Below are 13,834 nucleotides of genomic sequence, written 5' to 3'. Positions count from 1 at the left end.
GATTCGATACAGCGCCGGAAGCGATGCGCGGCAGCGCGTCCGTTATACAAGCGGTCAGGCGAGCACGGGCGGCGCAAACAACGTGTCGATACCCGTACACGCGTCTTCATCGATCCAGCGGCGGCGCAGCAGGCAATCCAGGGTGGCGAGACTCGCGTCGACGGTCATCGCGCCTTCTTCGATCCAGCGCGCTACTTCGTCGATGCGCGCGAGCCGGTGTTCGCCCACTTCGCCGTCCTGATTGCGCGGCGCGAAATCGGCCGGCAGCGCAAGGTCGTAGATGAATATCTGTTCAGCCTGCGTGCCTTCCGGCAACGCTTGCAGCACATGTGCGGTGCGGCCCGCCACGGCGCGCGCGGCGATCTCTTCGGGGATGCCCGCTTCTTCCCAGCACTCCTTGATGATCGTCGCCTCGATGCCGAAGCCCCAGCCGATCCCGCCCGCCACGACATTGTCGAGCATGCCTGGATCGGTCGCCTTGGTGTCGCTGCGGCGCGCGATCCACAAGTGCGGGGCGCCCTTCGGCGGTGCGCCATCCGCGTATTCTACGACGCCGTTCAGATGCACCGCGTAGGTCATCGTGCCGAAGAAGCGCGACGCCGCGCGTTCGATGTACGCGAGCGGCAGCGCATCGAAGGCATTGCGGATCGCGTAGGTCTCGTTGCGCCAGCCTGGGATCCGGTCTTCGGCGGCGAGCGCGCCGATCACGGAACCGAGCGCCGCGCTGCGCAGATCGACGGTGTTGAACGCCGGCGCCAGCGTCACGCGCGTGCGGTCGATTTCAAACACATCGGGCCAGCGCGCGAGCAGCGGCACATCCGTCGAGCGAATCCAGCCTACCTGCTCGCCGTCGATCCAGAACGGCAGATGCGCGTGCACGTCGAAGCGGCGCGCGGCGGTGATGCAAGGCAAAGTCATGCAAAGCTCCAAACTGTTCTTCAGCCGCAGCCGTCAGTCGCGCAACGCCACGCGAATACCGATCGCGATGAACGTGGCGCCGGCGAGGCGATCGAGCCACACGCCCACGCGCGGCCGGCGCTTCAACCAGCCGCCGATCATGCCCGCGCACACGCCGAACAGCGAGAACACCACCACCGTCTGCAGCATGAACAGCACGCCGAGTTCGAGCATCTGCACCGTCACGCTCTGCGCGCCGTGCGGCTGCACGAACTGCGGCAGAAACACGACGAAGAACAGCGTCACCTTCGGGTTCAGCAGATTGCCGAGCACGCTCTGGCGAAATACCGCCATCAGCGGTTGCGGCGCGCGTTCATGCGCGGTCGCGAGTCCCTGGCTGCGCAACGCCTTGATGCCGATCCAGATCAGATACGCGGCGCCGGCCAGCTTGATCGCCTCGAAAGCGACCGGCGACGAGCGCAGCAACGCGGCGACGCCGAGCGCGGCCAATGTAGTGTGAAACGTGATGCCGGCGGCGAAGCCGAGCGCGGCGACGAGGCCCGCGGCGCGGCCCTGCGAGATGCCGCGCGCGAGCACTTGCAGATTGTCGGGACCGGGCGCCATCGTGATGGCAATCGATGTGGCGAGAAACAACAGGAAGTTGGGCATCGCTCTTACCTTCTTTGCGTGCAGGAAGAAATTCGCGTCCGGCGCTCAATGTCCGCCGAATTCAGTCACCGTATAGAGCGGCAGGCCCGCTTTGCGCAGCAGCGCCGAGCCGCCCAGTTCGGGCAGATCGATGATCGCCGCGCCTTCGACCACCACCGCGCCGAGCCGCTCCAGCAGGATCTTGCCGGCCATCATCGTGCCGCCGGTGGCAATCAGGTCGTCGATGATAACGATACGATCGCCCGGCTTGCAGGCATCCTCATGAATCTCGACAGTAGCGGTGCCGTATTCGAGTTCATACGATTGCGAGACGCGCTTGTACGGCAGCTTGCCCTCTTTGCGGATCGGGATGAAGCCCAGGTTCAGTTCGTGCGCAATGATCGGCCCGATGATGAAACCGCGCGCATCCAGACCGGCGACGTAGTCGAGCTTCGCGTCGATATAGCGCTGCACGAACAGGTCGATCAGCACGCGCAGCGACTTCGGACATTGCAGGAGCGGCGTGATGTCGCGAAACTGCACGCCCGGCAGCGGCCAGTCGGGCACCGTGCGAATCTTGCTATTGACGAACTCGGCCGCATCGAGCGGCGCGCCCGCAAGCGCGTTGGACATGATGACTCCGGATGGACCTCCACAGGTCCAATGAAAAAAAGCTAAAGGAACTCGCCGGGGCGCGGCCCGGCGCACGTCAGGCCGCGGCCGCTCCGGCCCGGCGATGCTTCGACAGCCGCTCCTCAGCCTCGGCCAGCCGTTCGGGCAGACCGCGCAACACCACGATATCGCTGGCGCGCAGCTTGGTGGACGGATCCGGCTCGACGCCGCGAATGCCGTGCCGACGGATCGCCGTCACTTCGACGCCCATTTCGAACAGCCCCAGTTCCGCCAGCGTGCGGCCCACCGCGTCCGAATTTTCGTCGACCGGCACCGATTGTAGCCGCACCTGTTCGTGACCGTCGTCGTCCTCGATGTCGTCGGCGCCGTGGAAATAGCCGCGCAGCAACGCATAACGCTCGTCGCGCATCTCCTCGACCCGCCGCACCACTCGCCGCATCGGCACGCCCATCACCACCAGCGTGTGCGAAGCCAGCATCAGGCTGCCCTCGACGATTTCCGGAATCACTTCGGTCGCGCCGGCAGCCAGCAGCTTTTCCAGATCGGCGTCGTCGACCGTGCGCACGATCACCGGCAGCGTCGGTTCCAGTTCGTGGATGTTATGCAGCACGCGCAGCGCCGACGGCGTATTCGCGTAGGTGATCGCGATCGCGGCGGCGCGGTGGATACCCGCGGCGAGCAGCGATTCGCGCCGCCCCGCATCGCCGAACACGACCGATTCTCCGGCGGCTGCGGCTGCGGCTACACGGTCCGGGTCCAGGTCCAAAGCGACGTACGACAGACCTTCATGCTCCAGCATGCGCGCCAGATTCTGCCCGGCCCGGCCGTAACCGCAAATGATCACGTGACCGCTTTGCTTCAGGCTCTGCGTCGCGATCCGCGTCATCTGCAACGATTGCATCATCCATTCCGTCGACGACAGCCGCAGCACGATGCGGTCCGCGTTCTGGATCAGGAACGGCGCGGCCAGCATCGACAGCAGCATCGCGGCGAGAATCGCCTGCAGCAGCGTCGCGTCCACCAGATGCTTGTCGAGAATCAGATTCAGCAGCACGAAACCGAATTCGCCGGCCTGCGCGAGGCCGATGCCGGTGCGCATCGCGACGCCCGGCGACGCGCCGAACAGGCGCGAGAGTCCCGTCACCATCACCGCCTTCAGCAGAATCGGCCCGACCAGGAAACCGAGCACGATGAGCGGATGCTCCCAGATCACGCGCGGATTGAGCAGCATGCCGGTCGTCACGAAGAACAAACCCAGCAGCACGTCGCGAAACGGCTTGATGTCTTCTTCCACCTGATGCCGGTACGGCGTTTCCGCGATCAACATGCCGGCAATGAACGCGCCGAGCGCGAGCGACAGCCCGAATTTGTCCGTGATGAAGGCGGCGCCGAGCGTCACCAGCAGCAGGTTGAGAATGAACAGTTCCTGCGAACGGCGCCGCGCCACCACGTTGAACCAGCGCGTCATGAAGCGCTGACCCACTATAAGAAGCAGCGCCAACGCCACGACGATCTTGATCGCCGCCACCCCGAGCGCGCTGACGAGGTCTTTCGAATCGCCGCCCAGCGCCGCGATGATGATCAACAGCGGCACCACCGCCAGATCCTGGAACAGCAGCACGCCGAAGATATTGCGGCCGTGCTCGGTCTCGATCTCGAGCCGCTCCGCGAGCATCTTGCTGACGATCGCCGTCGACGACATCGCCAGAGCACCGCCCAGCGCGACGCTCGCCTGCCAGGTGATATGCACCCAGCGCTCCAGCACGAAGCCGAGCGACACCGCCACCGCGATCGTGCCGATCACCTGCAACAGTCCGAGGCCGAATACGAGCCGGCGCATCGAGCGCAGTTTGGACAGCGAAAACTCCAGCCCGATCGAGAACATCAGGAACACGACGCCGAATGCGGCGAGGTTCTGCGCGCCCGCCGAATCGGGAATCAGACCGAACGCGTGCGGACCGACGATGATGCCGACCGTCAGATAGCCGAGCATCGGCGGAAGATTCAGGAAGCGAAACACCACCACGCCTGCGACTGAGGCCAGCAGCAGGAACAGCGTCATTTCCAGCGGGGAAATCATCGGCAAACACGCATCGGTAAAGCGTCCTCGTTCGTCAGCGGAACCGCGCACGCAAAACGCCGCGCGACAAGGTTGAGGGGCCGGTGAAGGCAGCGGCTTGGCACAGCAGGCCCGGCGCGGCGAACAAGCGCCTTTGCTATACTCCGCGAATGATAGCGAAAATCAATGGCGACCGGGCACTCGCGCTCGCTCGTGACGTGCTCGACATCGAAGCGGACGCCGTGCGCGCGCTTCGCGATCAACTCGACGATAGTTTCGTCGGGGCGGTCGATTTCATCCTGGGTTGCCGTGGACGCGTGGTCGTTTCCGGCATCGGCAAATCGGGCCACGTGGCCCGCAAACTGGCGGCCACGCTCGCCAGCACCGGCACCCCGGCGTTCTTCGTCCATCCGGCGGAAGCGAGTCACGGCGACCTCGGCATGATCACCGCCGACGACGTGTTCGTCGCGCTGTCGAATTCCGGCGAGACCGAAGAGCTGGTGTCCATTCTGCCGCTGATCAAGCGCATGGGCGCCAAACTGATCGCGATGACGGGCCGTCCGTCGTCGAGTCTCGCACAACTGGCCGACGTGCACCTGAATTCCGCCGTGTCGAAAGAAGCGTGTCCGCTGAATCTCGCGCCCACCGCCAGCACCACCGCCGCGCTCGCGCTCGGCGATGCGCTCGCGGTCGCGGTGCTGGATGCGCGCGGTTTCGGTTCGGACGACTTTGCCCGCTCGCACCCGGGCGGCGCGCTGGGCCGCCGCCTGCTCACTTATGTGCGCGACGTGATGCGCACCGGCGACCAGCTGCCGAAGGTGACGCCCGAGGCCACCGTGCGCGACGCGCTGTTCCAGTTGACCGCCAAGCGCATGGGCATGACGGCGATCGTCGATCAGGAAGATCGCGTGGCCGGCATATTCACCGACGGCGACTTGCGCCGCGTGCTCGAGCGCGACGGCGACTTCCGCGAACTGTCGATCGCCTCGGTCATGACCGCCGGCCCGCGTACCATCGGTCCGGACCAGCTCGCCGTCGAAGCCGTGGAACTGATGGAGCGCTTCCGCATCAATCAGATGCTGGTCGTCGACGAAGCAGGCAAGCTGATCGGCGCACTCAACATGCACGACCTGTTCTCGAAGAAGGTGATCTGATGCCCGTGTCCCTTACCGCCACCGAACGCGCGAGCCGCGTGAAGCTGATGATTTTCGACGTCGACGGCGTGCTGACCGACGGCGGCCTGCTGTTCACGGCGGAAGGCGACACGATGAAGGCGTTCAACTCGATGGACGGCCACGGCATGAAGCTGCTGCGCCAGGCCGGCATCGAAACGGCGATCATCACCGGGCGCAAGTCGGGCATCGTCGCGGCGCGGGCGAAGGAAATGAACATCACCCACGTCTATCAGGGCGTGCAAGACAAACCCCAGGCGTTCGCGGACCTGTTGCGGCAAACCAGCGTGACACCGGAAGAATGCGGCTACATGGGCGACGACTGGGTCGATCTCGGCGTGATGCTGAAGGTCGGCTTCGCGGCGGCGCCGGCCAATTCGCATCCTGAAGTGATCGCGCGCGCCCATTGGGTCAGCGAAGCGCGCGGCGGTCATGGCGCGGCGCGCGAAGTCTGCGACACGCTGCTGCGCGCGCAGCGCAAATACGAGGCACTCCTCGCGGCCGCCTGCAGCGGCGAACAGCGAGGCCTCGTCGGATGAACCAGTTCCGCCTGACTTCACTGATTCCGCTCGTCGCCATGGCGGCGCTCGCCGGCATTACGTGGTGGCTGCTGCAAGCCACGCTGCCGCGGCCCAACGAAGGCTTGGTGCGCCCCAAGGAGCACACACCGGACTATTTCGCCGACAACTTCTCGGTTTCCGAACTCGACCAGTCGGGCTCGACGCAATACCGCCTGACCGCCACCCACCTGATTCACTACGAAGACGACGAGCTGAGCGACCTGGTCAAGCCGGCCATGCGCGCGTTCCAGCCCGGCAAGCCGATCGTCACCGCGACCGGCGACACCGGCAAGGTGAACGGCGACGCGTCGATCGTGGATCTGTACGGCAACGCCCGCATCCTGCGGGCGGTCGGCAACGGCGATCCGCAGATGCAGGCGGATTCGGAGCATTTCCGGGTGCTGGTCAACGACGATGTGATCGAGACTGAAAAGCCGGTTAAACTTCAGCGCGGCATGTCGGTGATGACTGCCAGCGGCATGAACTACAACAACGTCACCCGGGTGATGCAGCTGTTCGGCAACGTGAAAGGCGCGATCGCCGCGTCCGACGGCGGCGGCAGCTCGCCCAAGCAACCCGGGTAATCCTCTCCAGGCGTGACTGCATGAATGAATCGTTCCCCCGTTTTGATACCGGCCGCCCGCGCCCCCTGTCCGCGTGCCGCGCCGGACTCGCCGCGCTGCTCGTCGCGTTGCCGCTCGCCGGCTTCGCGCCGCTCGCGCACGCGGACCGCGCCGACAAGGACAAGCCGCTGAATATCGAAGCGGACAACATGACTTACGACGACCTCAAGCAGGTCAACATCTTCACCGGCCACGTGGTCGCCACCAAAGGCACGATCGTGATCAAGGCCGATCGGGTCGAAGTGACGCAAGACCCGCAGGGCTATCAGTACGCCACTGGTACGTCGTCGGGCGGCAATCTGTCGTATTTCCGCCAGAAACGCGAAGGCCTCGACGAATACATCGAAGGCACGGCAATCCGTATCGACTACGACGGCAAGCAGGACCTGACCACGCTGATCACCAACGCCACCGTGAAGCGCCTGCAAGGCCTCTCGACGGTGATGGACCAGGTGCACGGCAGCGTCATTACGTATGACGGTCAGAACGACTTCTACACTGCGAAGGCGGGCAAGGACGTCGCCGGCCCGGGCAATCCGAACGGCCGCGTGCGCGCAATGCTGTCGCCGCGCAACGGCGGCCCGGCGCCGCTGAACGGCGCATCGGCCACGCTCGCGCCGTCCACCACGATCCAGGGAGCGCCGAACCAGTGAGCACCTCCGCGTCCCTCCCCAATCGCAAGCCGGCCGGCACCAGCAGTTCACTGGCAGTGCGCAACCTGAAAAAGCGTTACGGCTCGCGCACGGTCGTCAAAGACGTGTCGCTCGACGTCAAAAGCGGCGAAGTGGTTGGCCTGCTCGGCCCGAACGGGGCCGGCAAGACCACCTCGTTTTATATGATCGTCGGCCTCGTGCCGCTCGATGCGGGCGAAATCGATCTGGACGGCAAGTCGATCAGCCTGCTGCCGATCCACAAGCGCGCCTCGCTGGGCTTGTCGTATCTGCCGCAGGAAGCCTCCGTGTTCCGCAAGCTCACCGTCGAAGAAAACATTCGCGCGGTGCTGGAGTTGCAGCACGAAGACAACGGCAAGCGGCTCTCGAAAGACACTATTACCGGCCGCACCGAAGCGTTGCTTGACGAACTGCAGATCGCTCACCTGCGCGAAAATCCGGCGCTGTCGCTGTCCGGCGGCGAGCGGCGCCGGGTTGAAATCGCCCGCGCGCTGGCCACCAATCCGGGCTTCATTCTGCTCGACGAACCGTTCGCGGGCGTCGATCCGATCGCGGTGCTGGAAATCCAGAAGATCGTCAAATTCCTGAAGCAGCGCAATATCGGCGTGCTCATTACCGACCACAACGTGCGCGAAACGCTCGGCATCTGCGATCACGCCTACATCATCAGCGACGGCAGCGTGCTGGCCGCCGGTGCGCCGAGCGACATCATCGAAAACGAAAGCGTGCGGCGCGTCTATCTGGGCGAGCACTTCCGCATGTAAGTACACAAGGGATTACCGGCGGAGCGGGCGCGCCTGCTCCGCCGGTCCTTTGCAGCAGCCGCACATCAGCATTTTTGACCGGGGCCGTCCCGCGCCCTGCGCCGCCCAAAACCGGCGCACACGTTATTGCGAATGTCGCAAGGTATCGCGGTCGTGGCAAACTCTCTACAATGAATCTCAACTTGCCATGAAAGCCAGCCTCCAACTCCGCCTATCGCAGCATCTTGCGCTGACCCCGCAACTGCAGCAGTCCATCCGGCTGCTTCAGCTGTCTACGCTCGAACTGCAGCAGGAAGTCGCAATGGCGATCTCGCAGAATCCGCTCCTCGAAAACGAGGACGACTGGATCGCGAGCCCCCTGCGCGTGGCGGCCGACGGCTCATTGATCGCCCAGGCGCCCAACTCCTCCGCGCCGCCCGACCAGATGGGCGGCAATACTTCGTCGTCCACCAGCGGCAGCGAGCGCGCCGAGAATGGCGAGCCGCAGGGCGTCGACGAATATAACGGGCTTTCGGGAGAGGGCAACGGCGACGCGTCGCAATGGAATCTCGACGACTACGGCCGCTCCGGCAACGCCTCGGACGACGACGATCTGCCGCCGCTGCAAATCCACGAATCGAGCACCTCGCTGCGCGATCACCTGATGGCGCAATTGCGCGTCACCCAGGCGGGCCAGCGCGACCGCGCGCTGATTACCTTCCTGATCGAATCGCTCGACGACGACGGCTACCTCACCGCCACGCTGGAAGAAGTGCTGGCCGACCTGCCCGAAGAGCTCGAAGTCGATCTCGACGAACTGAACGCCGCGCTCGCGCTGCTGCATAGTTTCGACCCGGTGGGTGTCGGCGCGCGCTCCGCGTCCGAATGCCTGAAGCTGCAATTGCTGCGGCTCGACGGCTCGCCTACCCGCACGCTTGCACTGGACATCGTCGCCCACCATCTGGAACTGCTCGCGGCGCGCGACTTCACGCGCCTGCGCAAGCATCTGAAGGCCAGCGATGACGACCTGCGCGATGCGCATCTGTTGATCCGCTCGCTCGAGCCGTTTCCCGGCGCCGCTTACGGCAAGGCGGAAGCGGACTATGTCGTGCCGGATATCATGGTGCGCAAAACGGCACAGGGCTGGCTGGCGGAACTGAACCCGGAAGTCGTGCCGAAGCTGCGGATCAACCATCTGTACGCGAATATTCTGCGCAATAACCGGGGCGATCCGGGCAGCGGATCGTTGCGCCAGCAACTGCAGGAAGCGCGCTGGCTGATCAAGAATATCCAGCAGCGTTTCGAGACGATCCTCAGGGTCGCGCAAGCCATTGTGGAGCGTCAAAAGAGCTTTTTTGTGCACGGCGAAATTGCCATGCGCCCCTTGGTTTTGCGGGAAATTGCTGATACGCTGGGCCTACACGAGTCGACTGTCTCGCGTGTGACAACCGGTAAATACATGCTGACCCCATTCGGGACGCTTGAATTTAAGTACTTCTTCGGATCACACGTCTCAACCGACACGGGCGGCGCGGCCTCCTCCACGGCGATTCGCGCGCTCATCAAGCAACTGATAGGAGCGGAAAACCCGAAATCTCCTCTTTCAGACAGCCGCATAGCCGAACTGCTGGCGGAACAGGGCTTCGTGGTCGCACGGCGTACCGTTGCGAAGTACCGCGAAGCGCTCAAGATTCCGGCAGTCAACCTGCGCAAGTCTCTGTAGCCCGTCGCCTTCTGTGGCGGGCATTTACCGGCCGCTCCGCAGTTGGCGGAAAGGCCGGCCGATGCGACCTGCCAGCAGTCAGTCACCGGGGGGCGACTCAGGCAAGCCGACAATCGACCGGACCTACGTCATCGTGCGGAACAAGCGGCATCTAGCTTGGAGAAGCACTATGAATCTGCAGATCAGTGGACACCACCTCGAAGTAACGCCTGCGTTGCGCGAATACGTGATCACCAAACTGGATAGGGTGCTAAGACATTTTGATCAGGTCATCGACGGCAGTGTGGTCCTCTCGGTCGACAACCACACGGAAAAGGAAAAGCGTCAAAAGGTTGAAATCAACCTGCATTTGAAGGGCAAAGATATCTTTGTCGAGAGCTGTGACAGCGATCTCTACGCTGCGATCGATCTGATGATCGACAAGCTCGACCGGCAAGTGATACGCCATAAGGATCGTCTGCAGGGCCATCAGCACGAGGCGATCAAGTACCAGCCGCTGGCGCCGCAAGTGGACGTGCCGCCGCAATAAGGAAGGCTTTCCTTACCCAGCTAAACCGCCCGGAACCGGGCGGTTTTTCGTTTCCGGGCCGCTTTTTGAGCCGCATTGAACTGCTTATGAGCCACCTCCCGCTCCCCAACGCGGCGGCCGTTGCCCCCATCTAACAAACGCATACGCCGGGCGATGGCGCGCCGCACCATCCACAGCTACCCTGTTCTATAATGTTCCGGTTACCATCGGGGTCAAGCGAGCTCAAAGGGAAGTCGGTCGACCGGAGTCCTGCGCTTTCGGACTCCAATGCACATCGCCGTGAGCATCAAAACGAATGGAACACCACTCAAACGCCCCAGCGAGGAGAAACCAGGCCACGTTTTCGCCTGTCAACATGAATCGTTTAGCCAAATTTCTTCCCCTCGAGAACGTCGTCGTCGGACTATCGGTCACCAGCAAGAAACGCGTGTTCGAGCAAGCGGGCCTGATCTTCGAGAACCAGAACGGCATCGCCCGCAGCACGGTCACTGACAATCTGTTTGCGCGCGAGCGCCTCGGATCGACCGGGCTTGGTGAAGGCGTCGCGATTCCGCATGGCCGGATCAAAGGCTTGAAGCAGCCGCTCGCCGCGTTTGTCCGCCTCGCCGAGCCTATCCCCTTCGAATCGCCGGACGGTCAGCCGGTTTCGCTGCTGATCTTCCTGCTGGTGCCTGAACAGGCCACCCAGCAGCACCTCGAAATTCTTTCGGAGATCGCCCAGTTGCTGTCCGATCGCGAAGCCCGCGAGCGGCTGCACACGGAAGAAAATCGCGAAGCGTTGCATCGCCTGCTCACTCAGTGGCAACCTTGATGCATCGGCGGTTATCCGCACGCCGGTTACCCGCGAACGCGCGGGTTCAGCCCTGCATGGCGCGCTGCGCGTGAGCGCAGCCGCGCCTTGCCGGGCAAGCGGCCCACACTGGAGTCACTGACTCATGGATACGTCCAGCATCAACGCCCAGAGCATTTTCGACGACAACGCAGCCGCGCTGAAACTGAGCTGGCTGACGGGGCATGAAGGCTGGGAACGCGGCTTTTCTTCGGAATCGGTCGCCAATGCCACGTCGAGCGCCGATCTTGTCGGCCACTTGAACCTGATCCACCCGAACCGGATTCAGGTGCTCGGCGACGCCGAAATCGACTACTACAAGCGTCAAGCCGACGAAGACCGCTCGCGCCACATGGCCGAACTAATCGCGTTGGAGCCGCCGTTTCTGGTGGTGGCGGGCGGCGTAGCCGCGCCGCCGGAGCTGGTGCTGCGCTGCACGCGCTCGTCCACGCCACTCTTCACCACGCCAATGTCCGCCGCCGCGGTGATCGACAGCCTGCGCCTCTATATGTCGCGCATTCTCGCGCCGCGCGCCACGCTGCACGGCGTATTTCTCGACATCCTCGGCATGGGCGTCCTGCTCACCGGCGACTCCGGCCTTGGCAAAAGCGAACTCGGGCTGGAACTGATCAGCCGCGGCCATGGTCTCGTGGCCGATGACGCGGTGGATTTCGTGCGCCTCGGTCCTGATTTCGTCGAAGGGCGCTGCCCGCCGCTGCTCCAAAACCTGCTCGAAGTGCGCGGCCTCGGCCTGCTCGACATCAAGACGATCTTCGGCGAAACCGCGGTGCGCCGCAAAATGAAGCTGAAGCTGATCGTGCAGCTGGTGCGCCGTCCTGACGGCGAATTCCAGCGGCTGCCGCTCGAAAGCCAAACTGTCGACGTGCTCGGCCTGCCGATCAGCAAAGTCACGATTCAGGTGGCGGCCGGCCGCAACCTCGCGGTGCTGGTCGAAGCGGCGGTACGCAACACGATCCTGCAACTGCGCGGCATCGATACATTGCGCGACTTCATGGATCGCCAGCGTCTTGCGATGCAGGATCCCGACAGTCAGTTTCCCGGCAAATTGATCTGAGTTTGCGCTGCCGCGCCACGCTTCGCGGCCAACGGTGGGCTGCGGGGCGCGCGCACGGGGACCAGATGCTATGATGAAATGTACGGATTTCACGACTCCATGCGCATAATCCTGATCACCGGTATTTCCGGCTCCGGCAAGTCAGTTGCCCTGAACGCGCTTGAAGACGCGGGTTATTACTGCGTCGACAATTTGCCGCCGCGTTTTCTGCCGCAACTGGCCAACTATCTCGCCGAGGACGGGCAAGACCGCCTTGCGGTCGCCATCGACGCGCGCTCGAGCGCTTCGCTCGACGAAATGCCCGCGATGATCCGCGATCTGTCGCGCGCCCACGACGTGCGCGTCCTGTTCCTCAACGCAAGCACGCAATCGCTGATTCAGCGCTTCTCCGAAACACGCCGCCGGCATCCGCTGTCCGGTTCGACCGCGCACGACGCGGACGTCGGCTTGCTGACGTCGCTCGCCGAAGCGATCGAACGCGAACGCGAACTTGTGGCGGGTCTTGCCGAGTTCGGCCATCAGATCGACACCAGCAATCTGCGCGCGAACGTGCTGCGCGCATGGGTCAAGCGCTTCATCGAGCAGGAGCATTCGGGTCTCGTGCTGATGTTCGAATCGTTCGGCTTCAAACGCGGCGTGCCGCTCGATGCCGATTTCGTGTTCGACGTACGCACGCTGCCGAACCCGTACTACGATCATGAATTAAGGCCACTTACGGGCCTCGATAAGCCCGTGATGGATTTTCTCGATGCGCTGCCGGTCGTTCACGAAATGATCAACGACATTGAGAAGTTTCTCGCCAAATGGCTGCCGCATTTCCGCGACGACAACCGCAGTTATCTAACCGTCGCGATCGGTTGCACGGGCGGCCAGCACCGCTCGGTGTTCATTGCGGAGACGCTCGCCGCGCGTCTCGCAAGTCAGGCGAATGTGATTGTGCGGCACCGCGATGCGCCGGTCGACATCGGCGAATCATCAAAGCTAGTGGCTTAACCGGCCGCGTCGCGCGGCCTCATCTCGAAGCGTTGCGCCATGTCTACCACTTTTACTGTGCTTGCCGATGTGCCGCTGTTTCCGCTGCATACGGTGCTGTTTCCCGACGGGCTGCTGCCCCTGAAAATCTTCGAGGCGCGCTACCTCGACATGGCGCGCGACTGTCTGCGTGACAAAACGCCGTTCGGCGTGTGTCTGCTGAAAAGCGGCGCCGAAGTGGCGCGCGCCGAAGAGCCTTCGGTGCCCGAAGCAATCGGCTGTCTCGCCGAAATCGAAGAGTGCGACGTCGAAGCCTTCGGCATGCTGCTGATTCGCGCGCGCGGCACGAAGCGCTTCCGCCTCCTGTCGCATCGCGTGGAAAGCAGCGGCTTGCTGGTCGGCATGGCCGAGCCGCTCGGCGAGGACATGCCGCTCGAAGGCAATCAGCATCTGGCCAAATTCGGCGCGTGCGCCGAGGTGCTCGAACGGATCATCGCGACGATTTGCGAACGCGATCCGGAAAGCTTGCCGTTCGTCGAACCGTTTAGGCTCGACGACCCGTCATGGGTGTCGAACCGTCTCGCCGAGGTGTTGCCGATTGCGCTGCGCGCCCGTCAGAAACTGATGGAATTGCAGGACGCCGGCGCGCGAATCGACGTGGTTCATCACTACATGCAGCAACATCAACTGCTGTAAGAAC

General features: G+C 63.6%; 15 protein-coding genes. 11 read left to right on the top strand and 4 right to left on the bottom strand.

Features of this window, described 5'->3' with window-relative positions:
* Positions 1-54: 54 nt before the first annotated feature.
* The 4 genes from AC07WT_RS02035 to AC07WT_RS02020 all read right to left on the bottom strand — a co-directional run bounded on the left by AC07WT_RS02035 (position 55) and on the right by AC07WT_RS02020 (position 4,258).
* Entirely contained in the window at positions 55-918 is an 864-nt protein-coding gene (locus AC07WT_RS02035) for an NUDIX hydrolase (RefSeq protein ID WP_494945864.1), read from the bottom strand.
* A gap of 33 nt (positions 919-951) precedes the next feature.
* Positions 952-1,566 carry a LysE family translocator gene (locus AC07WT_RS02030; RefSeq protein WP_494945863.1) on the bottom strand — a complete coding sequence of 205 codons (615 nt, stop codon included), beginning with the start codon at positions 1,564-1,566 and terminating at the stop codon, positions 952-954.
* A gap of 45 nt (positions 1,567-1,611) precedes the next feature.
* Positions 1,612-2,178, bottom strand: coding sequence for an adenine phosphoribosyltransferase (locus tag AC07WT_RS02025; RefSeq protein ID WP_492591944.1), 567 nt, complete (start codon positions 2,176-2,178; stop codon positions 1,612-1,614).
* Between the two features lie 76 nt (positions 2,179-2,254).
* Complete coding sequence (locus AC07WT_RS02020) at positions 2,255-4,258, bottom strand: monovalent cation:proton antiporter family protein (RefSeq protein WP_494948365.1); 2,004 nt, start codon at positions 4,256-4,258, stop codon at positions 2,255-2,257.
* Between the two features lie 149 nt (positions 4,259-4,407).
* Between AC07WT_RS02020 and kdsD the strand changes: the two genes are divergently transcribed.
* From kdsD to AC07WT_RS01965, 11 genes are all read left to right on the top strand, one after another.
* Positions 4,408-5,391, top strand: coding sequence for an arabinose 5-phosphate isomerase KdsD (gene kdsD / locus AC07WT_RS02015; protein ID WP_492591943.1), 984 nt, complete (start codon positions 4,408-4,410; stop codon positions 5,389-5,391).
* Positions 5,391-5,948 (top strand): KdsC family phosphatase, encoded by a 558-nt coding sequence (locus AC07WT_RS02010; protein WP_494945862.1) that lies wholly within the window; start codon positions 5,391-5,393, stop codon positions 5,946-5,948. Before kdsD ends, AC07WT_RS02010 begins: the two co-directional genes overlap by 1 nt.
* Complete coding sequence (lptC, locus tag AC07WT_RS02005; protein ID WP_494945861.1) at positions 5,945-6,553, top strand: LPS export ABC transporter periplasmic protein LptC; 609 nt, start codon at positions 5,945-5,947, stop codon at positions 6,551-6,553. Before AC07WT_RS02010 ends, lptC begins: the two co-directional genes overlap by 4 nt.
* A 20-nt stretch (positions 6,554-6,573) precedes the next feature.
* Entirely contained in the window at positions 6,574-7,245 is a 672-nt protein-coding gene (gene lptA, locus AC07WT_RS02000) for a lipopolysaccharide transport periplasmic protein LptA (RefSeq protein ID WP_494945860.1), read from the top strand.
* Complete coding sequence (gene lptB / locus AC07WT_RS01995; protein WP_492591939.1) at positions 7,242-8,027, top strand: LPS export ABC transporter ATP-binding protein; 786 nt, start codon at positions 7,242-7,244, stop codon at positions 8,025-8,027. The genes lptA and lptB overlap by 4 nt, the downstream gene beginning before the upstream one ends.
* Before the next feature lie 187 nt (positions 8,028-8,214).
* Positions 8,215-9,729 (top strand): RNA polymerase factor sigma-54, encoded by a 1,515-nt coding sequence (locus AC07WT_RS01990; protein ID WP_494948364.1) that lies wholly within the window; start codon positions 8,215-8,217, stop codon positions 9,727-9,729.
* Between the two features lie 169 nt (positions 9,730-9,898).
* Positions 9,899-10,258 carry a ribosome hibernation-promoting factor, HPF/YfiA family gene (gene hpf, locus AC07WT_RS01985; protein WP_492591938.1) on the top strand — a complete coding sequence of 120 codons (360 nt, stop codon included), beginning with the start codon at positions 9,899-9,901 and terminating at the stop codon, positions 10,256-10,258.
* A gap of 295 nt (positions 10,259-10,553) precedes the next feature.
* Positions 10,554-11,069, top strand: a complete 516-nt coding sequence (ptsN, locus tag AC07WT_RS01980; protein WP_115099571.1) for a PTS IIA-like nitrogen regulatory protein PtsN — start codon at positions 10,554-10,556, stop codon at positions 11,067-11,069.
* Positions 11,070-11,193: 124 nt separating this feature from the next.
* Complete coding sequence (hprK, locus tag AC07WT_RS01975) at positions 11,194-12,162, top strand: HPr(Ser) kinase/phosphatase (protein WP_494945859.1); 969 nt, start codon at positions 11,194-11,196, stop codon at positions 12,160-12,162.
* 99 nt (positions 12,163-12,261) lie between these two features.
* A complete protein-coding gene (rapZ, locus tag AC07WT_RS01970; protein ID WP_494945858.1) occupies positions 12,262-13,155 on the top strand; it encodes an RNase adapter RapZ in 894 nt (297 codons plus the stop codon).
* 39 nt (positions 13,156-13,194) lie between these two features.
* Positions 13,195-13,830 carry an LON peptidase substrate-binding domain-containing protein gene (locus AC07WT_RS01965; RefSeq protein ID WP_494945857.1) on the top strand — a complete coding sequence of 212 codons (636 nt, stop codon included), beginning with the start codon at positions 13,195-13,197 and terminating at the stop codon, positions 13,828-13,830.
* The last annotated feature ends 4 nt before the right edge of the window (positions 13,831-13,834 follow it).

The organism is Paraburkholderia sp. GW821-FHT02A12 (genome assembly GCF_059422005.1).
This window is presented reverse-complemented; position numbering and strand designations above follow the sequence as displayed.

What these genes read in the sequence shown, in the direction of transcription:
- AC07WT_RS02035 (WP_494945864.1), bottom strand. Translation starts at nt 918, where the DNA reads ATGACTTTGCCTTGCATCACCGCCGCGCGCCGCTTCGACGTGCACGCG.
- AC07WT_RS02030 (WP_494945863.1), bottom strand. Translation starts at nt 1,566, where the DNA reads ATGCCCAACTTCCTGTTGTTTCTCGCCACATCGATTGCCATCACGATG.
- AC07WT_RS02025 (WP_492591944.1), bottom strand. Translation starts at nt 2,178, where the DNA reads ATGTCCAACGCGCTTGCGGGCGCGCCGCTCGATGCGGCCGAGTTCGTC.
- AC07WT_RS02020 (WP_494948365.1), bottom strand. Translation starts at nt 4,258, where the DNA reads ATGATTTCCCCGCTGGAAATGACGCTGTTCCTGCTGCTGGCCTCAGTC.
- kdsD (WP_492591943.1), top strand. Translation starts at nt 4,408, where the DNA reads ATGATAGCGAAAATCAATGGCGACCGGGCACTCGCGCTCGCTCGTGAC.
- AC07WT_RS02010 (WP_494945862.1), top strand. Translation starts at nt 5,391, where the DNA reads ATGCCCGTGTCCCTTACCGCCACCGAACGCGCGAGCCGCGTGAAGCTG.
- lptC (WP_494945861.1), top strand. Translation starts at nt 5,945, where the DNA reads ATGAACCAGTTCCGCCTGACTTCACTGATTCCGCTCGTCGCCATGGCG.
- lptA (WP_494945860.1), top strand. Translation starts at nt 6,574, where the DNA reads ATGAATGAATCGTTCCCCCGTTTTGATACCGGCCGCCCGCGCCCCCTG.
- AC07WT_RS01990 (WP_494948364.1), top strand. Translation starts at nt 8,215, where the DNA reads ATGAAAGCCAGCCTCCAACTCCGCCTATCGCAGCATCTTGCGCTGACC.
- hpf (WP_492591938.1), top strand. Translation starts at nt 9,899, where the DNA reads ATGAATCTGCAGATCAGTGGACACCACCTCGAAGTAACGCCTGCGTTG.
- ptsN (WP_115099571.1), top strand. Translation starts at nt 10,554, where the DNA reads ATGGAACACCACTCAAACGCCCCAGCGAGGAGAAACCAGGCCACGTTT.
- hprK (WP_494945859.1), top strand. Translation starts at nt 11,194, where the DNA reads ATGGATACGTCCAGCATCAACGCCCAGAGCATTTTCGACGACAACGCA.
- rapZ (WP_494945858.1), top strand. Translation starts at nt 12,262, where the DNA reads ATGCGCATAATCCTGATCACCGGTATTTCCGGCTCCGGCAAGTCAGTT.
- AC07WT_RS01965 (WP_494945857.1), top strand. Translation starts at nt 13,195, where the DNA reads ATGTCTACCACTTTTACTGTGCTTGCCGATGTGCCGCTGTTTCCGCTG.